The sequence below is a fragment of the Lacrimispora sp. genome (assembly GCF_036758025.1).
Taxonomy (GTDB): domain Bacteria; phylum Bacillota; class Clostridia; order Lachnospirales; family Lachnospiraceae; genus Lacrimispora.
Map to the genome: position 1 here is coordinate 133,290 of NZ_DAIOXM010000005.1, position 26,234 is coordinate 159,523.

Below are 26,234 nucleotides of genomic sequence, written 5' to 3' on the forward strand. Positions count from 1 at the left end.
GATCACCTGATTAACTTTGTATACGCTTTAAATGCTCCCGGCAGAGAATAAGTATGCCTCACCTCTTCCGCCGTAACCCATAAAAAATCTCCTGCCGTTTCACCTTTCAGCTCAACACGAAATCCTGTCATATGCCATTCCACATGGCTGAACACATGTTTTGAGTCGGGCAAAGGAAACACCTCCGCTTCTTTCACTCCCAAACTGGCAAGAATCTCCTCTTCATTTAAATGCCCTTCCAGATTGGGAAGTTCGTAAAGAGAAGGCAAAAGCCCTGTATCCTCTCTCTTTCGGATCGCCACCCGCCCTTCATGCCAGAGAACTAATACGGTTTTATCCTCTATTCTCCGGGCCTTTTTCGGTGTTCTTACAGGAATTACATCGGTAAGCCCCTTGACTCTTGCAAGACAGACGGCCGCCAGAGGACACTGGCTGCACAAAGGTGCTCCGTTAGGGACACAGACCAGAGCTCCCACTTCAATGAGCCCCTGGTTATAGGAACTTGCATCCTCTTTTGGCATGACTGACTTAAGCCGTTCTTCCATTTCCCGCTTAACGGACTGTTTTAAAATATCCTCATGGCTTTCCGTGACTCTGGATATGACCCGGAGCACATTGCCGTCAACAGCGGGAACAGGTATGCCAAAGGCAATAGAAGCGATGGCACCTGCCGTATAGGACCCGATTCCCGGAAGGGTCTTAAGCTCCTCATAAGAAGCAGGCAGCTCACCTCCATACTGGGAAACAAGAATTTCAGCCGCTTTCTTTAAATTCTTGGCTCTGCTGTAATAGCCAAGGCCTTCCCAAAGCTTTAAAAGCCTGTCCTCAGTTACTTCTGCCAAGGCCTTAATATCAGGAAGATTTTCCATAAAACGCTCAAAGTAAGGCTTTACCGCCTCCACTCTGGTCTGCTGGAGCATGATCTCAGATATCCATACCCGGTAAGGCGATGGTTCTTCCCTCCAGGGCAGGCTGCGGGCGTGTTCCCTGTACCAGAAAAGCAGAGGACCTTCCATGGCTTTTAAACGCTCCATGATATCCATCTCTTTTCCCTTTGGTCCCAGGATCTGTAACTTATTATAAAGCAGTTGATTACACATATCCATAAATTCCTCTGACAGACACCTCTCCGGAAATCACATGCCGGACTTCTCCTCCCGGCACTTCCACGAGAAGCTCTCCTTTTTCATTAATTCCCAAAGCCTTGCCTGTATATTCGCCGGCTGACTCCAAAACCCGGACTTCCTTTCCCATATTTGCCATATGGTTATTATAGACACTTATAAGCCCGGATAAATCACCCTGGCTCATAAATTCTTCATAATATTGTTCAAAAGCTTCCATAATAGCTGCAATCAACCGGCTTCTTCTCACTGTTTTCCCTGTTTCCAGGAACAGAGAGGTGGCTGTCTGGCTTACTTCTTCCGGAAATTCCTCCATGTTGACATTGATGCCGATTCCGGCCACCACGTAGTGAATCCCCTCGGGCTCGGCGCTCATTTCCGTCAAAATCCCACAGACCTTCTTTCCGTTTGAAACAATATCATTAGGCCATTTAATACCGGTATCCAGCCCTGTAGCCTTCTTAATTCCATCATATACGGCTAGGGCAACCACTAAGGTCAGCATGGAAGCTGAGGCCGGATGAATATCCGGCCTTAAAATCAGACTCATGAAAACATTTTTCCCGGAAGGCGAAACCCAGGCCCGGCCTCTTCTGCCCCGTCCTGCTTTCTGACAGTCAGATACCACTAAGGTTCCCCAGGCCGCTCCCTCTTCTGCCAGAAGCTTGGCCCTGGTATTGGTGGAATCAATGGTTTCGTGATATTCCACCTCTCTGCCAAAGCTTCCCCTGATACAGCTTTCTATCTCTGTTTTCGTCATTATATCACATGTGTCGACCAAAAGGTAGCCTTTATTGCGCACGGCCCGAATTTCGTAGCCTTCCTCCTCAAGTCTTTGTATGGCCTTCCAGATGGCTGTCCTGGAAACGCCGAAATGACGGCATAACTCCTGCCCGGAGATATAATCTCCCCGCTCTCTCAACTGCTTTAGTATCTCTGATTTCAACGGATTCACCCCCACCAGATGCTTACAGCACTGACCGCTGTAAGGACAAACAGCAGTACGCCGAATAAAAGAACTGCCGTTGCCGCCGCTTTCTTCTTCTTTCCCCTGCCGCTGAGCCTTATTTTATAAATCCCATTGACCAGATTGAGAACTCCGGCCAGGAAAAAGATCAGGGGAAATAAAAGCATGTGATCCTCGGGGTTTAAAAATGAAACAACTGCCAGCACCACAATTAAGATGCCCACTCCAATATGGATAAAATCCACGATCATAGAGGCATTTCTTAAGCTTCTGCCTCGTTCCTGCATATGCATTCCTATTCTCCTAATGTAGCAACCATCACTGCCTTAATGGTATGCATTCTGTTTTCTGCTTCGTCAAATACCACCGATACAGCCGATTCAAACACATCCTCTGTCACTTCATTTCCCTTGACAGCCGGCAGGCAGTGCATAAATATAGTGGTATCCTTTCCGGTTTTTTCCATCAGTTCCTTATTTACCTGATATGGTTTTAAAAGAGTAATCCGCTCTGCCGCCTTATCCTCTTCTCCCATGGAGCACCACACATCGGTGTAAATGGTATCCGCATCCTTAACGGCCTCAACATCCTCCGTCAGGGTAATGGTGCTTCCGCTTTCCTTTGCATAACCCTTGCACAGATCCACCAGCTCCTCGTTGGGCCACAGGCACTCAGGAGCCAGTATGGTAAAGTGAACTCCCATCTTGCTCATGCCGATCATCAGGCTGTTTGCCATATTGTTCCGTCCGTCTCCGGCATAGACAAACCGAAGGCCTTTCAAATAGCCGAAATGCTCCTTCATGGTCAGAAGGTCAGCCAGAATCTGGGTGGGATGGTATTCATCCGTCAGGCCGTTCCAAACCGGAACGCCGGCATATTTTGCCAGATCCTCCACTGTTTTATGCTTAAATCCCCGGAACTCAATTCCGTCAAAGACTCTTCCTAAAACTCTGGCAGTGTCCTCCACGCTTTCCTTATGTCCCAGCTGGATATCATCCTTTCCCAAATATTCCGGGTGAGCGCCTTCATCGACGGCAGCCACCACAAAGGAGCACCTGGTGCGGGTGGAAGGTTTTTCAAATATAAGGGCTATATTTTTTCCCTTCAGGGAATTTCCTGTAATTCCTTTTTTCTTCCTGGCCTTTAAGTCAGCAGACAGATCCAGAAGGTATCCGATCTCCTCGGGTGTAAAGTCCTTTAATGTAATAAAGTTTCTTCCTTTTAAGTTCATAACGCTTCCTCCGCTTATTAGTTGTATTTTTATGCATTATTATAGTATACTTAGCATAATCATGCAACATATATTTATTATTTTTCATTTCAGCAGAGCAGAGACATGGTCGGCAGCCTTCAGTTTTTTCCATACGGCTCCTGCCAGTTCATCTACGGTGTAAATCTGAAAACGCCTGATTCTCACGCGCTTTGCCAAATCCTCCAGCAGCCCAATGTACATATCCTTGTAATCCCAGCCCTCTTTCAGCTTATATTCCTCCGCAAGCCTGGGAAATATTTTTTCAGTAAAGGCCCGGTAGCCTGTCAGGGAGCCTGTGTCTTCCTCATGTATCCAGTCCTTTAAATACAGCTTCAGCATCTCCAGCTCCGACATCATCTTGTCAAAATAATAAGGCTCTCCGTTGGGGGCATCAATATAATAAATACGCCCGGCAAGTCCATATAAGAACCTTTTGGCATCGTAATATCCCAAGTTCATATTTTTTCTGGCCTGTTTTTTGTCAAATTCTAAAATTCCGCCTAAATCCTGTCTGGGAGCAATATGGCTGACCGTAACCCCTTCGGGAATCTTGACCACCCGTTCCCTGTCATATCCCCAGCCGTAAATACGGATGACAATGATATCTTCGTATCCTCTGTCAATGAGCACATCAATGGGGACATTATTAAAGCCCCCGCCATCCATATACCGTTTTCCACCCAGCTTTTCATTCTTAAAAGCAGGAAAATAGGCGCTTGCCAGCAGCATATCCTTTACGCAGCCCTCGTCCCCGCTCCGTACGTCCACTACCTTCCCTGCCCAGTCGGATACAGAATAGGTGATGGCATAAAGCTCTCTTTCGGAGTTTTTGATTTTTTCCTCATCTCCCACCACCTCTTCAATGAGATTTTTTAAGGGAGTGATATCAAAGCCTCCGTCCTTTACGATCTGAAACCCGCGGTTTATCAGCTCCTGCAAATTCAGAGATTTAAAATCCTTCTTTTTTATGGCCTCCATAACGTCATCACTGACCGACATGACGCGGGAATATTCAATATTTCTCCACACATCCTCGGCCCGTTCCAGATCATCCATGCAGATGAGGGCCCCGTTTAAAGAGCCTACAGAAGAACCTGCCACCCCTTTGATTCTTACCCCGGCCTCCCGGAGGGCCTTCCATGCACCAATCTGATAAGCTCCCTTGGCACCTCCGCCTTCCAGCACAAGTCCATATTCTTTGCTTAAATCCAGTTTCAGCTCCATAGCCTCCTCCTTTAAGCCTGCCTAACCAAAACGCAGCAAGAAAGCATCTGCCTCCTGCTGCGGTATTTATAATAAGGTGAATTTGCCCTGCTGGCAAAGAGCCCCCTCTTGAGGGTGAGGTTTAATTCTCCTTGGGAATCTCTGTAAGGGAAGAAACCAGTCCTGCCAGTCCCTGAATATCAGAAGGGATAATGATCTTGGTTGCCTTGCCGTCAGCGATAGTTTTAAAAGCTTCCAGGCTCTTAAGCACCAGAACTGCCTGATCAGCCCCTGCCTCACGAATCATGCGGATTCCGTCTGCATTGGCCTGCTGGATCTTTAAGATGGACTCAGCCTCACCTTCCGCCTCACGGATTCTCTTTTCCTTCTCTGCTTCCGCACGAAGGATGGCAGCCTGCTTCTCAGCCTCTGCATCAAGAATTGCAGAGTCTTTCTTACCCTCTGCCACAAGTACGGTGGACTTCTTCTCACCTTCTGCACGCAAGATGGACTCACGCCGCTCACGCTCTGCCTTCATCTGCTTTTCCATGGCATCCTGAATGGCTGCCGGAGGCATGATGTTCTTAAGTTCCACACGGGTCACCTTGATTCCCCATGGGTCTGTTGCAATATCAAGGGTTTCCCTCATCTTGGCATTGATGGTCTCTCTGGAGGTCAGGGTCTGATCCAGCTCCAGATCACCGATTAAGTTACGAAGAGTAGTTGCCGTCAGATTCTCAATGGCCATAATAGGATTCTCAACGCCGTAGGCATAAAGCTTCGGGTCTGTGATCTGGAAAAACACTACCGTGTCGATTCTCATGGTAACGTTGTCCTTGGTAATTACCGGCTGGGGCGGGAAATCAGCCACCTGCTCCTTTAAATTAACCCTTCTCGCCACCCGGTCAATGATGGGCAGCTTTACATGAACGCCTACAGACCAGGTTGCCATGTAAGCGCCAAGGCGCTCCACCACCAGGGCCTGAGCCTGAGGTACAATCCTGATGCATGATGCCAGCAGCACCAAAATAATAACCAATATAAAAATAATTGCTGCAAATCCAAAAAATCCCATATTATTCTCCCTCCTGTTTCCTGCTTACAATTAGTTTCACACCTCTTATGTCCACGATTTCCACCATGGTACCCGGGAGGTATGTCTTTTCATCCTCCAGTGATCTCGCCGTCCATTCCTGTCCGTTAATGACCGCTGCCCCTTTTCCTTCTATGTTGTTGACCTCAACCGTGACTCTGGCGGTTTTCCCTACCAGGCTTTCGGAATTGGTCTTAACCGTGTTCCGGTTCACATACTTTAACGCAAAAGGTCTTGTAAAAAATAAAAGGATGAAGGATACGATTACAAATACCGAAAGCTGCACCTGAATATTGGCTCCAAGCAGAGCCAGCAAAAATGCTGCCAAAGAACCTCCTGCAAACCAGATGGTGGTTAACGCCATAGTTCCCGCTTCAATGCCCAGAAGCACTACAAATGCAATAAGCCAGTAAACTGCTGCCATTTTCTCACTCCCCTTTCCTGACAAGGCTTTTTGGTGTTTCCATTATTATCATACTATATGTTATGGCTTTTCTCAATATCTCTTAACATGAAAAGCCTTACAATTTTCTGACGATTACCCTCTCCGCTGCCTTGCTGTCTCAAACATCAGCACGGAAGCAGCTATTGCTGCATTCAAGGATTCTACTTTGCCTTTCATGGGAATCTTCACATATGCATCCGCCAGAGCCGCTGTTTCCCTGGTCAGGCCCTTTGCTTCATTTCCGATTAAAAACCCTGTATCAACAGTATAATCCTCTTTTTCATAATTATTCCTGCCATCTAAATGAGCTGCATAAAGCCTGACGCCCCGGCTTTTTAACTCTTTTAAGGCCCCCTGGAAATCACTGGTATAGGCAAAGGGAACCCGGCAGATGGAGCCCATAGTGGAACGGATCACCTTTGGATTGTAAATATCCGCTGTTGTTTCGTTCATCAGTACTCCCGTAATTCCCGCTCCTTCTCCCGCCCTTAAAATAGTCCCCAGATTTCCCGGGTCCCGGATATCTTCCAAAATCATGAGAAACGCAGCCCCTGTTCCAAGCAAATCCTCTGCCTTATAGGCATACTGCCTGACCAAAGCCAGGATTCCCTGAGGGGTCTGGGTATCTGACATAGTCTTAAACACATCGTCAGCCACAATCTCATATTTGTATCCTGACAAAAGATTTTTATGGGCTTCATCTTTTAAAAAGCTTTCCGACACAAAAATGCTGTCTATCCTGTTCTTTGGTATCTCCGTAAACATGCGAAGACCCTCTGCCACAAAAAGTCCGCTCTCCTGTCTGGCCTTGGCCTTTTTTGTCAGGCTCATCACCTGTTTTACCCTTGTATTGGCACTGCTGGTTATCATAAGTTACCTCGTTTCATAAGTTTTCCAGTTCTTCCAGCCATAAGCGGCTCACCCCGTCGCTTGGCATCCTCAAATCTCCTCTTGGCGATACTGCCACGGAACCTACCTTAGGCCCGTCAGGCATACATGAACGCTTAAACTGCTGGCTGAAAAACCTGCGGTAAAATACCTTAAGCCATTTTAATATGACCGCTCCTCCGTAGCTTTCCCCAAATGCGCAGACTGCCAGGCGGTAAACCTTTTCCGGCCTGCATCCAAACCGCAGGATATGATAGAGGAAGAAGTCGTGAAGCTCATAAGGCCCCACCAGATCCTCTGTTTTCTGGGCGATCTCTCCATCCTGGGGAGGCAAAAGTTCAGGGCTTACGGGTGTGTCCAGAACATCCAAAAGCACTTCTTTTAATTCTGTTTCTTCGCAGGTATCCGCATAGTAACGGACCAGATGACGAACCAGGGTTTTAGGTACCGAAGAGTTGACTCCATACATGGACATATGGTCTCCGTTATAAGTAGCCCAGCCAAGAGCAAGCTCAGACATATCTCCCGTTCCTATGACCATTCCGTTTATCTGATTTGCCACATCCATCAGGATCTGGGTCCTTTCCCTTGCCTGGGAATTTTCATAAGTCACGTCCCGGTCAGACTCGCTGTGTCCGATATCCCGGAAATGAAGCATGACAGCTTCCTTTATATTAATTTCCGTCAGCTCTGCCCCCAGCTTTCTGGTTAAAAGGCAGGCATTCTGGTAAGTTCGGTCTGTGGTTCCAAAGCATGGCATGGTGATGGCATGAATCTGGTTCCTTGGTATTTCCAGCATGTCAAAAGCGCGGACTGTCACAAGCAGGGCCAGGGTGGAATCCAGACCTCCTGAGATTCCCAGAACAGCGTGACGGCAGCCTGTGTGGTCCAGCCTTTTCTTTAACCCCATGGCCTGTATGGAAAGGATCTCTTCACATCTTCGGTTTCTCTCAGCTTCATTATGGGGAACAAAGGGCATGGGATCTATGAATCTCTTTAACTCTATATCTTCCTTTTTCATACGGAAGGAAACCACCTCATATCCTTCCCTGTTTCCGGCAGGAAATGTGGTCATGCGGCGTCTTTCATGAATCAGACGGTCCAGATCCATATCCCCATATATGGTTTCATTTCCAAAGCGTTTGGATTCTCCGAGAAGAGTGCCATTTTCTGTAATGAGATTCTGGCCGCCGAACACCAGATCCTGGGTGGATTCGCCTTCTCCTGCATTGGCATAGATATAGCCGCATACCAAATTGGCGGAATGACCTATAATTAGGCTTCTCCGGTAAATATCCTTTCCTGTTGTCTCATCGCTGGCAGAGCAGTTTACAATAACTGTGGCTCCGGCCAGTGCATGTCCGATGGAAGGCGGATTTGGCACCCAGGCATCCTCGCAGACCTCTGCTGCTACAACCAGATTGGGAATGTCCTCACATTGGAACAGGATGTCGGTGCCCATGGGGATAAAATCATCCTCCCATTTTACCATCACAGGTTTTTTATTTCCGGGGGCAAAATAACGGAGTTCATAAAATTCCGAATAATTGGGCAGGTTACGCTTGGGAACGATTCCAAGCAATCTTCCATTTTGAAGGGCAGCAGCTACGTTATAAAGCTTTCCTTCTCTCTCCCATGGCATTCCAAGGAAAACCAGCATATCAAGGCCCTTTGTGGCCTTTAAAATTTCCTTCAGCTCCTCCTTTGCCTTTAAAAGCAGGGCCTCTTGTCCAAAAAGATCCCCGCAGGTATAGGCGGTCAGACACAGCTCCGGAAATACCATAATCTTTCCATGATGGTTTGCTCCCTCTTTGATCAGTTCGCAAATCCTCTCCCTGTTAAATTGGGGATCTGCCACCTTTACATCAGGGGTCGCCGCAGCAACCCGGATATATCCATGTTTCATCACTGTTTATCTCCTATCTGTTCATTCCTGTCCTTTGGTATCCATTTCGCTTTTATACTATATATACAATCCATGAGCATGGTAGTGACCCATGTTATAGGATAACACCACATGACCGCCTCAAAACTGGGGAAAAATGGTACCAGGAAATTAATATAAACCATGCGCAGAAGGCACATATTTCCCACTCCGATCATCATGGAAACCATGGTCCGCCCGCTTCCGCGGATGCTGCCCATTAAAATCTGATGAATGGCCATGGTCCAGTAAAAAGGCAGCAATATGACCATGGAGGAAGTCCCGTATGCGATCACATCCCGGTCCGGAGAAAATATCTTCAAAAGAGGCTCTGCATAAAAATACAGGAATGTGGAAATCAGAGCCGTATAGCCAAGGCTTATGAAAATGCCCTGTAAAATCCCCTGCTTCACCCGCTTTGCTTTTCCCGCACCGATGTTCTGACCTGTAAAAACAGTGGAAGCCAGACAGAAGCTTTGCAGAGGAAGCATGGCAAAGCCGTCGATCTTGGTATAAGCTCCAAACCCGGCCATTGCAGCAGCACCGTAAACGTTGACATTGGCCTGCACCACCACATTGGACAGGGAAATAATGGATTGCTGGATTCCCGTAGGAATACCCAGCTTTAAAATACGCACCATCATCCGTTTGTCAATGGCAATCCGGGAAGGAATCAGGCGGTGGCTTTCCCTGGTTTTCACAAGTGCACTGACAACCAGCACTGAGGACACAGCCTGGGCTATGACTGTTGCAATTCCGGCTCCTGCCGTTCCCATTTTGAAAACTGCCACAAAAAGCAAATCCAGAACAATATTTACCACGGAAGACACTCCCAGATAATAAAGGGGCCTTTTAGAATCTCCCACTGCCCTCAATATACCTGCTCCCATATTGTAAACCATATTAAAAATTGATCCGGAAAAGAAAATTCTTAAAAAAGAAACAGAATTGGGCATTACATCCTCCGGAGTTCCCATCCATTTTAAAAGCAGGGGAGAAAACCAGACTCCGATCACGGTGAGGAGTACGCCTCCGATCAGACTCAAGGCAACAGAAGTGTGTACGGCCCATTGTAGCTTTTCCTTTTCTCCAGCCCCGTAATACTGGGAAATAATTACTCCGGCTCCTGTTCCGATTCCCATTGACATGCCGATGATTAAGTTAATCAGGGAGTTGCTGGAGCCTACGGCTGCCAGAGCCTGGCTTCCTACAAAATTACCCACCACCACGGAATCCACCGTATTGTATAGCTGCTGGAATAAATTTCCCAGTAAAAGAGGTATGGAAAAATAAAGAAGCTGCTTCCAGATCACTCCCTCGGTCATAGCCACCTGATTTTCCCTTTGCCGTATTTTCACCAATAATCCTTCCTTTCTCCCCTATTCCAATGAATATTAGTATACATCCATTTTGGCAAATTGGGAAGCCGGAGAATTAAAGGTTTACTTTTAAGGAATTTTCGTGTAGAATGACCTTATATATCATACTAAACTGATAAGAATAATCAGGAAGGAGACTTGCAGCTATGAGATTTTCTACAAAGGGACGCTATGCCCTTCGTATGATGCTTGATTTTGCACTTCATCCAGGCGAATGCACCAAGATCAATCAGGTGGCGGAACGTCAGGGAATTTCTGACAAATACTTAGAACAGATCGTCACCATTTTAAGCCGGGCCGGGTACGTGAAAAGCCGAAGAGGCGCCAAGGGCGGCTACACTCTTACGAAAGACCCTGACCAATATACGGTGGGCATGATTCTGCGCCTTGCAGAAGGAAGCCTGGTTCCCGTATCATGCATAGAAGAGGAAACCAATCCCTGCAGCAGAGCCGATGTGTGCGCCAGCCTCATGGTATGGAGAAAGCTGGATGAGGCCATTTCCGGCGTAGTGGACAACATCACTCTTGCAGATCTGGTGGAAGAACAAAAAAGATTGGACAGAAATTCCGACCATTATATGATTTAAAAAGGGAAAACCCGGCAGTATGGCAAGGTGATGCTTGCACACTGCCGGGTTTCTTTTCCCCTTATGCTGCTGTTATTTATCCCTTTAAAGCAGCGCCTATAGCACCGGCAAAGCGGGATAAAGGAGACGCTTCAACCGAATATTTCAACTGCCGTTCAAGGGCAGTCTTCAGCCCTTCTAAATCAGCCAATCCGCCGGTCAAAACAACGGTTGGCTCAATCTCTATGCGGGCAGCCAATGCCATGACTCTGGCCACCATAGACTGGACAATTCCTCCGGCAATTTCTTCACGGCTTTTGCCCGCTGCCAGCAGAGATATGATTTCTGAATCAGCAAACACAGCGCACATACTGCTGAGAGAACAGCACTTGCCCGGCTTTAACAGACTTGGGAAATCTGATAAATCAATTCCCAGCCGGTGGGCAGACATTTCCAGAAATCTTCCTGTACCTGCGGCACACTTGTCATTCATTTGAAAGGATACTACTTTGCCGTTTTCTACTGACATCACTTTTGAATCCTGTCCTCCGATATCAATAACCGTGCGCACACCTGGAAAAAGATATTCCGCACCTAATCCATGGCAGGTTATCTCGGTTACTGCTTTGTCAGCAAAATCAATTCCAACCCTGCCATATCCGGTGGCTACAACAGAAATCTCCTCTCTGGAGACTTTTGCCTGATCCATCAGATCCTCCAGCACTGTCCGTGCAGTCTCTTTGGGACTCCAGCCTGTAGGCTTTACACACATGGCTGCAACGGTCTGATCGCGGAGCAGAACCCCCTTACAGGCTGCTGAACCACAGTCAATTCCTACTGTTATCTTATCCATTCCCTATAACATCTCCACAAATGCACCGGCCCGGGTTGAAAGCTGTCCGATATCAGCAGTGCCATAATCCGTTTCTAACTGAAGATAAGGAATATTCCTGTTTTTCAGGAATGTTTTAACTGTGTATGCTTCTATTGCATAAGTATGACAAGCCTGCAAGGTCATTTCCACTACTCCGTCTACATTAAACTGTTCACATAGTCTGCCCAAAAGTTCAAATCTGTTGGGATTGGGAGTCATAACTGAACATCCGATCTGTAAATAATGATCTGCAATATTGGTAATGGGGTCCCCATCTTCCCGGCACTGACGGTCCATCTGCTTTGCGCCTGTACAGTTTTCAAAGGCAACAACAACCGCACCTGCATCCTCAATTACCTTTACAACCTTTTCTGTTACTCCGCCCATAGGACATCCGGTAATCAGAATACGGGGGGCATTTTCAGCTATAGGACGGTCCCCGGCATCATAGGATTCCCTTATGCTGTTGATTGCATTTTGGATTTCATCCACCTTCTCCTGCCAGTCAAATTTATACTGTGCCCCAAACAGAATCTGAAGCTGCCGCAAACCGCTCATAGGAGGCGGACATAAGGTGCTGAGCTCGTACAATTCTTTTAAAAGCCTGCGTTCGATATTGCGTTTATGTATAGCTTCCCTCAGCATATCATCCGTAATGGTGACACCAAAATCATTTTCCACACGGGACTTTAACCTTAACAGTTCTGCATGCCAAAGGGCCTTGGCTTCGGGAGTATCCTGCCGGTGAGGAAGCTCCAAAACATGGACATTCTTTTTCTGAGCAAGTAACTCATACATTTTTACCTTACCGTCACAGGTTGTTTCACCCACCACCAAATCGGCAAAATACATATATGGACATTTGTCCGTAATGGCAAAGCCATAGCTGGATTTTATAAGAGGGCACAAATTACTGGGCAATTCTTTTTCCGCATCAGGAATGGTCTCATCACTGGTTGAGCACAGACTTACACTCACCAGGTCTGCTGCCATAAAGATTTCCAGAGGAGTATAGGTACAGAACTGTCCCACCACCCTTTTCCCTGCATCTTTGATTTTCTTGATGGCAAGAAATCCGTTTTTTCTTGCTTCTGCAAAGCTGTCAAATACCTGGGGTAATTCTGTTTTCATCTGAATCATTGTTAATCTCCCTTCTTACATACACCAATACGTTCCTTCTCCTTCATGTAACAAAACCTTACAAAAGCAAACGGGAAAATCTTAAAATTGCTTTTTATAGTTTAAAAAACGCTGAATTCTTGCATCTTCCGGGGAATCCAATATCTCCTCCGGTGTTCCGTCTGCAACAATTGACCCTTCGTTCATAAACAAAATACGGGTTGCAACCTGACGTGCAAATTGAATCTCATGGGTGACAAGAAGCATGGTGGTTCCCTCTTGCGCAACTGTCTGTATGGTATTCAAAACCTCTCCTACCAGTTCCGGATCCAGGGCAGACGTGGGTTCATCAAACAAGAGAACATCCGGATTGACTGCCAGGGCCCGGGCAATACCCACACGCTGCTGCTGTCCGCCGGAAAGCTTAGACGGAAAATAGTCCTGCCGGTCCATCAGCCCTACCTTTTCCAATAATTTTAAGGCGATGGTCCGTGCCTCTTCCTTGTCCATTTTAGATACCATAATCAAGGCTTCCATGATATTTTGCTTTGCTGTTTTATTTTTAAAAAGATTATAATTTTGAAAGACCATAGCTGAATGCTTGCGCAGTTCCAATATATCCTTTTTTGTGTGCTGCTTTGCATCTACTGCTGCGGAACCAATTTTTATAATTCCCTCCGTAGGCTTGGTCAAATAATTCAGACATCTCAGCAGGGTGGATTTTCCGGTTCCGGAAGGGCCAAGAATGGCAACCACTTCACCTTTTTTCACATTCAGATTAATGTCTTTTAAAATAGCAGTCTGTCCGTCAAAGGTTTTTGACAGATGTTGTATTTCAATCATAAAACACCTCGCCCGGTTGTTTATTCATGAATTAGCTGGGTCATATCAGAAAACATCCATTTTGTAATGATTTTAGATGTTGTTCCATCCTCCATCATTTCATCAAGGACTTTATTGACTTCATCACAAAGTGCCTGTCCCTCATCATTTTTTTGGAAAAAGTAAGCAACGTTATTAGAAAGAAGACGGCTGTCCATAATATGAAACTTCATGTTCTGTGAATTTTCGTATTTATAAACGAGACTGTCCGTAGTTGCCATTGCATCAATTCTTTTTAAATTAAGGTCCTGATATCCGGTGTCACTGGTTTCATAAACTACAACGTTCCAATCATAGGTTTCGGCCATCTTTTCAACAGATACCTGTGACGCCTGTCCCTGAGCAACACCAATAGAAGCACCTTTCAGCTGTTCAAAGGTATTGAAATCAGACTTATCTTCATTGACAATAATACACTGGGCATCGCCGTAGTAAGGATTAGAAGTAAGGTATTTTTCCTTTCTGGCATCTGTTACCGCAAAACAGTTTGCCGCTACATCCACCCGTCCGGTATCCAATTCCCCAAATAATGAAGAAAACTCCACCTGTTTGGCTTCAATCTCCCAGCCTGTACGCTTTGCAATCTCGCTCCACATTTCCGCATCAATACCTGTCCAGGTCTTGCCGTCAGCACTGAGCAAGCTATAAGGCTCCCCTGAACCGCCGGTGGCAATCACAACTTTACGGGACTGCTCCTTGTCTGGTGCTTCAGCGGCCGTTTCGTTTGCTGCGGACGTATTAACCGGAGCGCTGCTGCTGCAGCCTGTCAATATAATTGCGGTCATAGCCAGCAGCAAAGGTAAAACTTTTTTCATTTGAATTTCCTCCATATATGTAATAAATTTAATACATCTCTGAACATTTCGTATCCATAACCTTATGGACACGGGTAAGCGCCAAAACCAAAAGCCAATAGATCAGCATAACGGCTAAATAAATTTCAAAATAGCGAAAAGACTGGGCGCCTTCGCTCTTAGCCTGTCCCATAACATCCCGTATACCAAGCATAAACGCCAGGGAAGTGGATTTTAATAAATTAATCAGGTCATTAAAAAGCGCCGGCAGTGCCACCCTGAAAGTCTGAGGCAGAACAATTCTTACAATCGTCTGGATTTCTGACATTCCCAACATGGCTGCCGCTTCTTTTTGGCCCGGATCAACAGAAAACAGCGCCCCCCGAATGCTTTCGGACATAAACGCACCTGTATTAAAACTCAGCACCAGGGCTACAGCGGTCAGCGGCTTCATGTTCAGCACAATTTCGCTGATATGGGCCAGACCATAATAGAAAAAATATAACTGGGCAACTAAGGGTGTCCCCCGCAGAACGGACAAGTATAAACGGGTAACAGGATAAAAAACCTTAACTTTGTAATAGCCGATAACCGCGATAATAATTCCAATAAGCAGTGAAAAAACTGCTGCTATAAGAGTCAGCATCAGTGTTACCTGCAATTTTGACGCAATTTGGGGAAACACTTCGAAAAAGTAAGAAAAATCAAACAAAATTATCTATCCTCCAAAATGTAATAGAAATCTCAGCCAATTGTAACACTCTGTTATATCAAAATCAAATTGAAAATTCAAATAGGTGGTATTTGATTTATCTATATATAAATTGTTTCTACAGTTACAATTTAAAGGGTCACGACTAATTTTCGCCGTGACCCTTTTGAACATCATCATATTTTTTTATCTTTCCGCATACTTGCGGATATCAGAAATATTGGATATCTTCTGAATTAACCCTTCCTTTACAATGACAAGGGTAGGCGCCTGCATAATACCCAGGCCTGCTGCCAGCTCCGGATGCTTTTCTGCATCAATGGTTTCATATGCTGCATTCTGTAAAAACTGTTTTGCCATCCGGCAATTGGGGCAGGTCTGGGTGATGAAAAGGTAGGTACCCTCCGGGATTTCCACCTTTTTCTCCCCGGTTCTTTTCCTGGCTGTCTGGCCTCCCTTTTTCAGCATTGAACGGGATAGGCTGTATTCTGTCCTGTTTTTATATTCCTGGGTCTTTCCTTCATTCCAGTTCTGGACAGGGCGGTAATAGCCTGTAATACGGCTGTAAACCTCCGCCGGTTTTCCGCAAACCGGGCATACCCGCTGTTCTCCCACAAGATATCCATGATCAGAACAGATGGAATAGGTAGGGGACAAGGTGTAGTAAGGCAGCCGGAAATTTTCTGCAATGGTGTGCACCAGCTTGGCCGCCGCCTTCCAGTCAGGAAGCTTTTCGCCTAAAAATGCGTGGAACACAGTTCCCGAAGTATAAAGGGTCTGAAGCTCATCCTGAATCTCTAAGGCATCAAAAACATCAATGGTATAATCCACAGGCAGATGGGAGCTGTTGGTATAATAAGGCGTATCCCCTTCATTTCCTGCTGTCTTTATTTCCGGATAGCGGTCCCTGTCGTGCTTTGCCAGACGGTAAGCTGTGGACTCTGCCGGTGTAGCTTCCAGGTTGTAGAGATCTCCGTACATTTCCTGGTAATCAGAAAGCTTTTCCCTCATGTGCTTTAACACTTCTTTTGTAAACTGGCGGGTTCTGGTGCTTGTCAAGTCCCCTCCCAGCCATTTGGCATTTAAACCGGCCTCATTCATGCCTACAAGCCCAATGGTGGAGAAGTGGTTTTCAAAGCTTCCCAGGTAACGCCTGGTGTAGGGATAGAGTCCCTGGTCTAAAAGCTTGGTTATGACCTCACGCTTGGTGTGCAAAGACCTGGCGGAAATATCCATCATATGATCGAGGCGCTTATAGAAGTCAGTTTCATTTTCAGAAAGGTAAGCGATCCGGGGCATGTTGATGGTCACCACGCCTATGGAGCCGGTGCTCTCTCCTGAGCCAAAGAAGCCTCCGGTCTTTCTCCTCAGTTCCCGCAGATCCAGCCTTAAACGGCAGCACATGCTTCTCACGTCACTTGGCTCCATATCGCTGTTAATATAATTGGAGAAATAAGGAGTGCCGTATTTGGATGTCATCTCAAAAAGCATACGGTTATTTTCCGTATCAGACCAGTCAAAATCCTTTGTAATGGAATAAGTGGGGATAGGATACTGGAATCCGCGTCCGTTGGCATCTCCCTCGATCATGGTCTCAATAAATGCCTTATTGACCATGTCCATCTCTTTTTTGCAGTCCTTATATTTAAAATCCATCTCTTTTCCGCCTACAATGGCATTCAGTTCCGCCATGTCCGCCGGAACGGTCCAGTCTAAGGTGATGTTGGAAAAGGGAGCCTGGGTTCCCCAGCGGCTGGGAGTGTTGACGCCGAAAATAAAGGATTCAATGCATTTTTTCACTTCCCGGTAAGGGAGATTATCTGCTTTTATAAAGGGAGCCAGATAGGTGTCAAAGGAAGAAAATGCCTGGGCTCCTGCCCATTCATTCTGCATAATTCCCAGAAAGTTGACCATCTGGTTGCAGAGAACGGATAAATGCTTGGCCGGAGCAGAGGTGATTTTACCCGGTATGCCCCCAAGCCCTTCCATGAGAAGCTGCTTTAGGGACCAGCCTGCACAGTATCCGGTCAGCATGGACAAATCGTGAAGGTGGATGTCCGCATTCCGGTGTGCTCTTTCGATCTCCTGGTCATAAATCTCAGACAGCCAGTAATTAGCTGTAATGGCCCCGGAATTGCTGAGAATCAGACCGCCTACGGAATAGGTGACAGTGGAATTTTCCTTGACGCGCCAGTCCTCCACTTTCACGTAATTATTCACCACATCCTTATAATCCAGGATGGTATCTTTCATGTTCCTGATCTTTTCCCGTTGTTTTCTGTATAAAATATAGGCCTTTGCCACATCGGTATAGCCCGCCTGCTCCAGAACGTGCTCCACACTATCCTGAATCTGTTCCACCGTAATCTTGCCTTCCCTTATCTTATCCTGAAAATCAGCAGTTACCCTAAGAGACAGCAGTTCTAAAATCTCATCACTATGGACTTTTCCTGTGGCTTTAAATGCCTTTTTAATGGCTTCCATGATTTTACTCAGACTAAATTCCGCGTCTTCCCCATTTCTCTTTACTACCTGTATCATCAAGCATAAACTCCCTTCCATATCAGCCCCCATCCGGCTGGTTGTTTTTTCACACATTGGTATTATAGCAGAACAGAAAGAAAAGCACAATATATAGTCTGGAAAATTATTCCGTTTCTATATATTGTGCTTTTTGTATGTATTTCTATAAACTAATATATTTTTACCAAGAATTCGATACAGTTTTGCAATTCGGACATCCTGCATGATTAGGCCGGGCTATCTCGCTTTGATTTCCTCATGGATTGATTTGGAAAATGCCGACCGTGGATATTATAACACAATACGGACATGGTTACAATCAATTTATTTAATAAAAAAATAATCAGATTTTGTAATATGCCGTCAAAAACTGATTGTTATTAATTTTATAGTCTGTGTTTCTATAAATTCACATGTTCCTTCTAAAAAGTTTGGCAGGTTTCTTTCAAAACTTTTATTTCTTCCTCTGTGAGTTTTGTATACCTCATAATCTTTTCCAACGGTTCCCCATTTTGCAGCATCTCTAAAGCCATATTTTTTCTTTCTCTGAGCTTGCCTTCTTCAATGCCCTTTTCCATACCTTCTTCCCTGCCTCGTTCTATTCCTCTCCCATAAATGCTCATATTAACAGCCTCCCATTCCTCTGATTGCTTTACCTCGTTGACTATTGTATCCAGCTTTACAATTCTCTCATCCTGTACCAGAATATCTGGGTTGTTTAAATTTGATTGTTTCATATATTGGAGCAGGCTGATCAGTTCCGGCTCACCGTTTTTGCTTTTCATGTTAAGAAATAGCTTTTGCGTACCATCTTCTAATTCCAGTCCCTGTATTTCCTTGCATTGTTCCGTAAAAGTGTATTTTGCCAGATCCTTTCCGAATATATCTTCCTGCGTTATAAATATGATGACAGATGAAGGCAGGTACTTATACCTTGTTCTCTTTCCTGCCTTTAATACGGGTGAATCCAAAAGGCCCTGATAAAACCTCGCCCGCTTTCTTACATCATCAGAACTGGTATCATTCTGCATTTCTGTCACAAACTGACGGTCATCAATTCCAACTGCCCAGGCATCCATTCGTATTGCCCGTCTGCCGGAACGGTTCAATACCACCTGTTCCACTTTTACCTCTGCCAGCTTTAAATCTTGTTCATTCATGATAATACTTAAAGCGCATTCATACGCTTTCCTGTTTTTCATCACCGATAGAAACAGTGCAAAATCACTTAGGTTCAGTTCATCATTTTCCGGCAAAATATCATTCCGATGCTCGTATTCCATATTTGTTCTTCCTTTCGTTTTTATCCAGGAAGAACAATCTGCCCTCCCTGCTGTTTTTTGGGTATAAGCAAGGAGTCCTTGAGTTTTACAGACTGCTGAAAATCAGCATAAATGAGAATTTTAGATTTATTAATTTAGAAATCATTGCTTAGAAATAGTATAGCACAATGCAGCCCAGGATACAATCGGCTTATGAGCAAGCCCTGCAGTTTCATGTAGTTCTGCCCTTCAAAATGCAGCTCCACATAACAAAAAAACAATCAAGTTTTGCAATACACCCTTAAAACTTGATTGTTTTTATTTTTTATATCAGCCCGGCATACAGCTCCGCAGGCACATAAGCATTGACAAGGATTCCATCTTCCCGGTACTCTTCCTTTAATAACTGGCCGTATTTCCGGATGGTCTGTATTTTCCCTGCTTCCTGGTAGGAATAGACCTTTTCCAAATATACCTTCTGGTTTCTGAGAATGGTTTCCAGGAGGTTGACAAGCTCATCAAGCCCCTCCCCTGTCTTTGCAGATATCTTCACCTGGTGATCCGAGGAAATGTCCCGTAAAATCACCCCAGGCTCTGCCGCATCAATTTTATTGAACACGGTAATCATGATCTTATCCTCTACCTTCAGTTCCCTTAAGGTTTCATATACCACATGCATCTGCACATCCATCCGGGGATTGGAGCAGTCCACCACATGAAGGATGATATCGCTGTATTTGGCCTCCTCCAGAGTGCTTTTAAATGCTTCAATCAAATGATGGGGAAGCTTTCTGATAAAACCTACCGTATCCGTAAGAAGAATCTGCTGGCCTCCCGGAAGCTCTAAGTTTCTGGTAGTTGGGTCCAGGGTGGCAAACAACTTATCTTCAGCCAGTATCCCTGCATCGGTCAGCTTGTTTAACAAAGTAGACTTTCCTGCATTGGTATAGCCTACAATGGCAGCTACAGGCACATGGTTTTTGTCCCTCTGCCTTCTGGCAATATCTCTGTGACGCTTCACTTCCTCTAAATCCGCCTTCAATATTCCGATCCTGTCATGAATCAGGCGGCGGTCCATCTCCAGCTTTTTCTCACCCGGTCCCCGGGTTCCTATTCCGCCTCCCAGACGGGACAGAGAGCTGCGAAGGCCTACAAGACGGGCTGCACGGTATTTTAGCTGAGCCAGCTCTACCTGGATTTTTCCTTCCCTGGTAGTGGCTCTGGCGGCGAAGATGTCCAGAATTACCATGGTCCGGTCCATCACCTTAATGTCCAAAGACGATTCCAGGTTACGAAGCTGGGCCGGGGAAAGTTCGTCATCACAGACAATTCCCGTGGCATCAAGCTCCCATACCCTCTCCTTGATTTCCTCTATCTTACCTTTACCCAGGTAAGTCCCCGGATGAATTCTCTCCCGGTTTTGTATTACCTTATCCACAGTGGCAGCTCCTGCTGTCTTTACCAGCTCCTCCAGTTCGTCAAGAGATGCCGCTGCATCGTCTTCCTCCCCGGTGCTGACTGCCACCAGAATCACCCGTTCTTCAATTTCTTTTAATTCAATCAATTCTGCCATCAATTTTTCCTATCTTGTTTTTAAAAATGTGATCTCCCGCTCTGCCGCCTCATCGGGGCCATGAACGGACACATACTGCTGCATCAAATTAAGGGCTGTTTTAAAATCACCGCTGTATTCCTTGGCAACGGCCCTGTTAAATAAAAGCTCCGGAACCTGGGAACCGTCCGGCATGGAAAGGCCCAGCTCAAAATATCCGTCAGCCCCTGTCCAGTCCTCTTCTGCCATCCTGCACATCCCCATCCGGTTATAAAGTCCGGCACTTTGCTTGCCTTTTGACAGGGCATTTTCATAAAGAGCCATAGCCTGAACCGTTTCTCCTGCCTGTTCCATAGCCTCGCCTGCAGCCATCAAAGCTTCCAGGCTTCCGGGCGCCTTTCCCTCTGGGTCCAGGGAAACACTTTTCTGGTAATCCTCTGCCGCTCCGGCAAAGTTTCCCGCCCCGGCCCTGGCTGCAGCCCTCATATTGAAATATTCCGCTTGATCCCCGTCGATCTGGATCAGAATGCCGTAAGTGTCTGCGGCTGATGCATAATCTTCTGATAAATACTGAGCTTCGCCGCGGTATTTCAATACATCCTTTTCAAACTTTCCCACCAGGCCTTTGGAAGATTGAATCGCCTGGTCAAAGGACTCCAGAGCAGCCTCATAATTGCCTGCATTCAGAGCTTCGATTCCTGCGGCCCGGTAGGTGTATTTTGTTTCCTTTTTTCCGCAGCCTGAGGACATGGCAAGTACAAGGGAAAGAATCAAAACTGCCGCTCCGTATCCTGTCTTTCTTTTCATAACTTTATAATCTCCACTTTTAAGAAATTCAATTCACCTGTTACTGCTTTCCTGTGCTCCCATGGCCGCCCCGGTCCTGGTGCCCCAGAACCTTTGTCTCCTCAAAGCAAAGGGCAGGCTGATGAGCCATAATCCTGAACTGGCATATTCTGTCATTGATATGAATCACCGTATCCCTGAGAGCGTATGCAGGGAAAAACCACTGGTCATTGTCTCCGCAGTAGGTCTCATCAATCACTCCCATGCTGTTTGTCTGAATGATACCGTAATTTTTAAAGGTACTGCTTCTCGGCACCACATGGGCCTCATAGCCTGCCGGAAGCTCCATGGCAACTCCCAGAGGAATCAGCTTAAAGTCGCCGGCCTTCATCTCAATCTCCTCAGCCGCCCGTAAGTCAATCCAGTCGGACTTTCCTTCGATATAACACAGCTCTTCAATTTTATCTGTAAAATATTTAATTCTTATGGTTTCTGTCATGATTCTTCCTCCTGTATACTGTCCTCTTTGCTGTCTTCTTTGCTTGCTGCCTCTGGTTCCGATATTACGTCCCCAGTTCCTTTTCCCGGTATCAGGTCGCTGACTTCCGAAAGCTCTTCCTCCACTTCCATCCGGATTTCCGCCGTAACCACAGGGTCTGCGGCCGGGAGATTCTGGGTGGAACCGATGCCGAATCTTCTTAGAAATTCCTCTGTAGTGGCAAAAAGAGCCGGACGTCCCGGCGCATCCATACGGCCTACTTCGTATACCAGATTGTATTCCACCAGCTTATTGACCGCGTGATCGGATTTGACTCCTCGTATTTTCTCTATTTCAACCTTTGTCACTGGCTGTTTGTAGGCTATGATGGAAAGGGTTTCCAGTGCCACTTCCGTGAGAACCTGCTTTTTAGGTGTGGCGGCCACACGGATTAAGTTGTCATAGTATTCAGATCTGGTGCACATCTGGTAGCTGTTTTCCAGCTCAATGATCTGCAGTCCTCTTTTTCCCGTATCATAGCGCTTCATCAGGCGAAGGACCACTTCTCTTGCAGTCTCTTCATCCTGCTCTATGGCAGCCGCCAGCCTTCTCAGTTCCACCGAATTTCCCATGGTAAAAAGTACGGCCTCAATGACAGCTTCCCAAGTTTTTTCTTCTTTCGTCAGTTTCTTTGATCCCTCTGTACCCAGAGTTTCCTTATCCATCTGTTTCCTCTCCCCTGTCATCTTCCAATCCCCCCAGAGGGTCCTCTCTTTGCCCTGCAGGCAAATTCACCTCGTCCGGTAAATCCAGCCTTCCTTCTTCTCCCTCAGGCTCCAGAGTCTCAATGAGCATGTCATCAAACAACTGCTCCTGGCTCAGTCTGATTTTTCCGATCTTCATAAGCTCTAAAAGGGCCAGAAATGTTACCACTACCTCCACCCGGTCAGCCTGCCCCTCCAGCATCCTCCGGAAAGAAAACTGCCTGTGTTTTCTGGCATAGTCCATTACAGAGTTAATTTTATCCTCCAGGCTTACGGATTCCTTCCTGATGTTTCCAAAACGGCTTCTGATGGGATCTACCCTGTCTGAGTTGCGCTTTGTCACAGCCCGGAATATTTCCTGGAGTTTTGCAAGAGTCAGGCCGTCCAAAAGGCTGTCCAGATCAAGGGGCGGCTCGTATTTTGCCACCTCAGGCGGAACTGTAGGTTCCTTGTAAAACAGCTTGTCCGCCCCCACCTCCCGGTCTCTCAGCTCCTGGGACATGTATTTATAATACTTGTATTCCAGAAGGCGGGCTACCAGCTCCGCCCTTGGATCCTCCTCCTCGCCCTCTTCATTGATTTCCTTGGGCAGAAGCATCCGTGCCTTTATATCAATAAGGGTTGCCGCCATGACCAGAAACTCGCTGACAATGTTTAAATCCTCTGTTTCCATATGGTTTACAAAGTCTAAATACTGTTCCGTAATGACTGCAATGGGAATATCATAAATATTTACTTTATTTTTATCAATCAAATGAAGCAGAAGGTCCAGAGGGCCTTCAAAGTTGTCCAGTTTATATGAAATTCCCATGATTTCCTCCATAGCAGATAAAATACACTGCTGATTAGTATACCAAACCCTGCTCCATCTGTAAATATATGGCAGGCTTTAATTAGAAGACGGCTTTAAATCCACCACCACTACCTGAGGCTTATTATTCAGGCGAATGTTGATAGAGTGGGTTCCAAGGCCCCGGCTGACGATCATATGCTTTCCGTCCTCCTCAAACTCCCCGGCACACCATGGGAGAAAAAACTGGAATTGAGGTGTCATGACTCCTCCTAAATAAGGAAGCCTTATAGTTCCTCCATGAAAATGGCCGGAAAGGGTCAAATCCGCTCCCCAGTCTTTGCAGGCATGAAAATAAAGCGGGGAATGGCAAAGTAGAACCTGAAACCTGTTTAAAGCAGCCTTCCCCGCTTTTTCTTTTATTTCATGGGCAGTCAGCTTGCAGGGGCGGAATTTCTCATAGCTTTCAGGGGCCAAATCAATTCCTGTAACCGCAATATCTTCCCCGAAGAGCTCTGTTTTATTTTCCAAAACCCTGGCTCCCAGCTTTTTTAAGCTGTTCACGTATGTTCTGTACTGGTCTCCGTAGACAGAAGGCTCCCAGGCCATCCGGTTTTCGTGGTTTCCGTTCCCGCAGTACACGGGATACCGATTTGAAAGCATTTTGATCAATTCCAGGGGGATTCGGGTGTCCGCTTTGCCCTTGCTGACCGTCATATCGCCTCCCACCAAAACCAGGTCTGGTCCGATCTGACCCACTGCGCCAAGCAGCCTTTCATTTCCCTTTCCAAACTGGTGGTTATGGAGGTCGGAAAGGAATACCAGGGTGCAGTCCTTTCTGATCTTAGGGCTCTTTATAACAGTTCTTTCCACGGAAAGCTGTTCTTTTTCATATTCAGAGCGCAGCAATAAGCCTGCGCCTGCAGCAGCACAAAAAGCTCCGGCAGCAAACCACATTTGATTGTTCCTCATCTTCCATCCATTTTCCATTTCTGCCTTTTATCATACAATGGAGAGCCTGTCCCCGTCAAGTCTATGGAATTGAGAAAAAGAGCCCTTATAGGCTCTCCTCCACACCATAGTATTTAATTTGCTTGCTTGTGTTTTTTCTGCATCAATAACTTATAGCCGGGAAGCCCAGCCTCCGATTAAGTATTCAATAATAAGATTAGGCACAACTACCATAAGTCCTACTCCGGCACTTATGGCCATAACTCCCAATTGATATTGCCGATATCCCGGAAGGCCGCGGGAAGGCGGCACCATAAATGCAAGACGGTACATAGCAAAAAAAAGAATACCAAAACAGAGTGAGTAAAAAACTGCATTAAAAATATGTCTTCTCATTAATTTATTTCTCCTTCCTCACCAGATTATAATCCATTTTCGGCTAATATGCAATACCAGCTATGGGTTATTTCCGTCTTTACTGCCCCCTCTAAGAGGCCTCTCTTTGCCCTCAGGGCAAATTTAACTTGCCCACGCACCGGAAGAATCCAGACGGTAGCCGTCAGGAGTAACGGTGTTTTTAAGCATGACTCCGTCTCCTCCTAAGTAATACCATTTCCCGCTGCTTTCCACCCAGGTATTCAGCGCCTTGGCCCCGCTGCTGCGGAGGTAATACCAGGTCCCTCCTGACAGCTCTCTCCAGCCGGTAGCCATAAAGGAATCGGAATCAAACCAATAGTCCACTCCGTCTATTTTCTGCCATTCATTGGCGGCCTTTGCTCCATTTTGTTTTATGTAATACCATTTTGATCCGGTCTGCACCCAGCCCGCAGCCGGAGTCTGGGAATTCTGGGAAGCCTGGGAGGTTACCTCTCCTGATGATTTTAAGGCAAATCCGTAATCAAAAAGAGCCTTTGTATCTGCGTAATGGGTCGATTTGCTTTTCATAATTACCGCAATCAGACGCACGCCGTTTTTCTCCACGCAGGTGATTAAGGTGTTGCCTGCCAGGGAGGTATAGCCGGTCTTTCCGCCGACCACACCCGGGTAAAATCTGGAATCCCCGGAATAAAGCATCTTATGTCCCATGGAAACGGTTCTGGCCTTGGCGTTTTTCGTGGCAGGAATCTGATAGGTTAACGTAGAGGTTACCTTTCTTACGGTATCATTTTGAAAAGCTGCCCTGGCAATCAAAGCCATGTCCCGGGCTGTAGTCTGATGACTGGAATTGTTTAACCCGTTGGGATTGGCGAAGTTGGTGCTGGTACAGCCCAGCTCCTTTGCCCTTGCATTCATCAGGGCTGAAAAGTTGCTGACACTTCCTGAAATGTGCTCTGCCAGGCCATTGGCAACTTCATTGGCTGATTTCAGCATCAGGCCGTAAAGACTTTGTTCCACGGTCAGCTTGTCCCCTTCCACAAGGCCCAGGGTTACAGCTCCTGATTCCAGGTTTGTGGTGGCTGACTTTGAAAATGTCACTGTATCGGACAGGCTGCTTTTTTCTGCAACCAAAAGAGCTGTCATGATTTTTGTGATGCTGGCGGGATAATACTTTGTTTCTCCGTTTTTGGAGTACAGAATGGTTCCCGTGGCAGCATCCATAAGAACCGCCCCCTCAGACTGGATTTCCGGCTGGGCTATGTTTTTGGCTTCTGATGTCTGGGATACCTGGTTATTTTCTGCTGCCGGAAGGGTTATTCCAGGGCCTGCCTGGGACTGTCCTGCCGAAGGTCCGCTGACATTTTCTGTCCCGCTGCTGCTTCCCGGGAAGGCAGGAACGATGGGAACGTTTCCATAAGAAGGGATAACTGCAAGAAGGCTGAAACTGATTGCCAGGCTCCATAATCTGCGTGATTTTTTTATCATATCCTGTAATCTCCTGTGCATTTTCATTATAATAGGTAATTTC

Annotated in this window: 26 protein-coding genes; 1 reads left to right on the forward strand and 25 read right to left on the reverse strand. The window is 46.3% G+C overall.

Annotation, left to right across the window (positions count from 1 at the left end; all coding sequences use genetic code 11):
* Positions 1–2 precede the first annotated feature (2 nt).
* The 10 genes from mutY to V7M78_RS06705 form a co-directional block, all read right to left on the reverse strand.
* Positions 3–1,100 carry an A/G-specific adenine glycosylase gene (gene mutY, locus V7M78_RS06660; protein ID WP_442914630.1) on the reverse strand — a complete coding sequence of 366 codons (1,098 nt, stop codon included), beginning with the start codon at positions 1,098–1,100 and terminating at the stop codon, positions 3–5.
* Positions 1,093–2,070 (reverse strand): biotin--[acetyl-CoA-carboxylase] ligase, encoded by a 978-nt coding sequence (locus V7M78_RS06665; RefSeq protein ID WP_333647686.1) that lies wholly within the window; start codon positions 2,068–2,070, stop codon positions 1,093–1,095. The genes mutY and V7M78_RS06665 overlap by 8 nt, the downstream gene beginning before the upstream one ends.
* Positions 2,071–2,075: 5 nt before the next feature.
* Positions 2,076–2,384, reverse strand: a complete 309-nt coding sequence (locus V7M78_RS06670) for a DUF6637 family protein (RefSeq protein WP_333647688.1) — start codon at positions 2,382–2,384, stop codon at positions 2,076–2,078.
* A gap of 2 nt (positions 2,385–2,386) precedes the next feature.
* The gene (argF, locus tag V7M78_RS06675; protein ID WP_333647690.1) at positions 2,387–3,322 is read right to left on the reverse strand and encodes an ornithine carbamoyltransferase; all 936 of its coding nucleotides are present in this window, start codon (positions 3,320–3,322) and stop codon (positions 2,387–2,389) included.
* 84 nt (positions 3,323–3,406) lie between these two features.
* A complete protein-coding gene (locus V7M78_RS06680) occupies positions 3,407–4,567 on the reverse strand; it encodes a patatin-like phospholipase family protein (RefSeq protein ID WP_333647692.1) in 1,161 nt (386 codons plus the stop codon).
* Between the two features lie 121 nt (positions 4,568–4,688).
* A complete protein-coding gene (locus V7M78_RS06685; protein WP_333647694.1) occupies positions 4,689–5,621 on the reverse strand; it encodes an SPFH domain-containing protein in 933 nt (310 codons plus the stop codon).
* 1 nt (position 5,622) lies between these two features.
* Entirely contained in the window at positions 5,623–6,063 is a 441-nt protein-coding gene (locus V7M78_RS06690) for an NfeD family protein (RefSeq protein WP_333647696.1), read from the reverse strand.
* A gap of 114 nt (positions 6,064–6,177) precedes the next feature.
* Positions 6,178–6,954 (reverse strand): TrmH family RNA methyltransferase, encoded by a 777-nt coding sequence (locus V7M78_RS06695; protein ID WP_333647698.1) that lies wholly within the window; start codon positions 6,952–6,954, stop codon positions 6,178–6,180.
* 13 nt (positions 6,955–6,967) lie between these two features.
* On the reverse strand, positions 6,968–8,878 hold the full coding sequence (locus V7M78_RS06700; RefSeq protein WP_333647700.1) for an NAD(+) synthase: 1,911 nt from the start codon (positions 8,876–8,878) through the stop codon (positions 6,968–6,970).
* Positions 8,878–10,254 carry an MATE family efflux transporter gene (locus V7M78_RS06705; protein ID WP_333647702.1) on the reverse strand — a complete coding sequence of 459 codons (1,377 nt, stop codon included), beginning with the start codon at positions 10,252–10,254 and terminating at the stop codon, positions 8,878–8,880. The genes V7M78_RS06700 and V7M78_RS06705 overlap by 1 nt, the downstream gene beginning before the upstream one ends.
* A gap of 167 nt (positions 10,255–10,421) precedes the next feature.
* Here V7M78_RS06705 and V7M78_RS06710 point away from each other — a divergent pair, with 167 nt between their 5' ends.
* A complete protein-coding gene (locus V7M78_RS06710; protein ID WP_333647704.1) occupies positions 10,422–10,862 on the forward strand; it encodes an RrF2 family transcriptional regulator in 441 nt (146 codons plus the stop codon).
* Between the two features lie 76 nt (positions 10,863–10,938).
* Here the strand turns inward: V7M78_RS06710 and V7M78_RS06715 are convergent, their stop codons facing one another.
* The 15 genes from V7M78_RS06715 to V7M78_RS06785 form a co-directional block, all read right to left on the reverse strand.
* Positions 10,939–11,694, reverse strand: coding sequence for an acyl-CoA dehydratase activase (locus V7M78_RS06715; protein ID WP_333647706.1), 756 nt, complete (start codon positions 11,692–11,694; stop codon positions 10,939–10,941).
* A gap of 3 nt (positions 11,695–11,697) precedes the next feature.
* Positions 11,698–12,852, reverse strand: a complete 1,155-nt coding sequence (locus V7M78_RS06720) for a double-cubane-cluster-containing anaerobic reductase (RefSeq protein WP_333647786.1) — start codon at positions 12,850–12,852, stop codon at positions 11,698–11,700.
* 84 nt (positions 12,853–12,936) lie between these two features.
* Positions 12,937–13,677 (reverse strand): amino acid ABC transporter ATP-binding protein, encoded by a 741-nt coding sequence (locus V7M78_RS06725; protein WP_333647708.1) that lies wholly within the window; start codon positions 13,675–13,677, stop codon positions 12,937–12,939.
* Positions 13,678–13,697: 20 nt separating this feature from the next.
* Positions 13,698–14,531, reverse strand: coding sequence for a transporter substrate-binding domain-containing protein (locus V7M78_RS06730; RefSeq protein ID WP_333647710.1), 834 nt, complete (start codon positions 14,529–14,531; stop codon positions 13,698–13,700).
* A gap of 28 nt (positions 14,532–14,559) precedes the next feature.
* Complete coding sequence (locus tag V7M78_RS06735; RefSeq protein WP_333647712.1) at positions 14,560–15,222, reverse strand: amino acid ABC transporter permease; 663 nt, start codon at positions 15,220–15,222, stop codon at positions 14,560–14,562.
* Positions 15,223–15,408: 186 nt separating this feature from the next.
* On the reverse strand, positions 15,409–17,763 hold the full coding sequence (locus V7M78_RS06740) for a ribonucleoside triphosphate reductase (protein WP_333647714.1): 2,355 nt from the start codon (positions 17,761–17,763) through the stop codon (positions 15,409–15,411).
* 404 nt (positions 17,764–18,167) lie between these two features.
* Positions 18,168–19,028 carry an Rpn family recombination-promoting nuclease/putative transposase gene (locus V7M78_RS06745; protein ID WP_333647715.1) on the reverse strand — a complete coding sequence of 287 codons (861 nt, stop codon included), beginning with the start codon at positions 19,026–19,028 and terminating at the stop codon, positions 18,168–18,170.
* Positions 19,029–19,332: 304 nt separating this feature from the next.
* The gene (gene hflX, locus V7M78_RS06750; protein WP_333647717.1) at positions 19,333–20,580 is read right to left on the reverse strand and encodes a GTPase HflX; all 1,248 of its coding nucleotides are present in this window, start codon (positions 20,578–20,580) and stop codon (positions 19,333–19,335) included.
* A 9-nt stretch (positions 20,581–20,589) separates the two neighbouring features.
* Entirely contained in the window at positions 20,590–21,366 is a 777-nt protein-coding gene (locus V7M78_RS06755) for a tetratricopeptide repeat protein (protein ID WP_333647719.1), read from the reverse strand.
* Positions 21,367–21,406: 40 nt separating this feature from the next.
* Positions 21,407–21,844, reverse strand: a complete 438-nt coding sequence (locus V7M78_RS06760; RefSeq protein WP_333647721.1) for a dUTP diphosphatase — start codon at positions 21,842–21,844, stop codon at positions 21,407–21,409.
* A complete protein-coding gene (gene scpB / locus V7M78_RS06765) occupies positions 21,841–22,548 on the reverse strand; it encodes an SMC-Scp complex subunit ScpB (protein ID WP_333647723.1) in 708 nt (235 codons plus the stop codon). The genes V7M78_RS06760 and scpB overlap by 4 nt, the downstream gene beginning before the upstream one ends.
* Entirely contained in the window at positions 22,541–23,401 is an 861-nt protein-coding gene (locus tag V7M78_RS06770) for a segregation and condensation protein A (RefSeq protein ID WP_333647788.1), read from the reverse strand. Before V7M78_RS06770 ends, scpB begins: the two co-directional genes overlap by 8 nt.
* Before the next feature lie 75 nt (positions 23,402–23,476).
* On the reverse strand, positions 23,477–24,334 hold the full coding sequence (locus V7M78_RS06775; protein ID WP_333647790.1) for a metallophosphoesterase: 858 nt from the start codon (positions 24,332–24,334) through the stop codon (positions 23,477–23,479).
* A gap of 165 nt (positions 24,335–24,499) precedes the next feature.
* Complete coding sequence (locus tag V7M78_RS06780) at positions 24,500–24,724, reverse strand: hypothetical protein (RefSeq protein WP_333647725.1); 225 nt, start codon at positions 24,722–24,724, stop codon at positions 24,500–24,502.
* Positions 24,725–24,847: 123 nt separating this feature from the next.
* A complete protein-coding gene (locus V7M78_RS06785) occupies positions 24,848–26,191 on the reverse strand; it encodes a serine hydrolase (RefSeq protein ID WP_333647727.1) in 1,344 nt (447 codons plus the stop codon).
* Positions 26,192–26,234 lie beyond the last annotated feature (43 nt).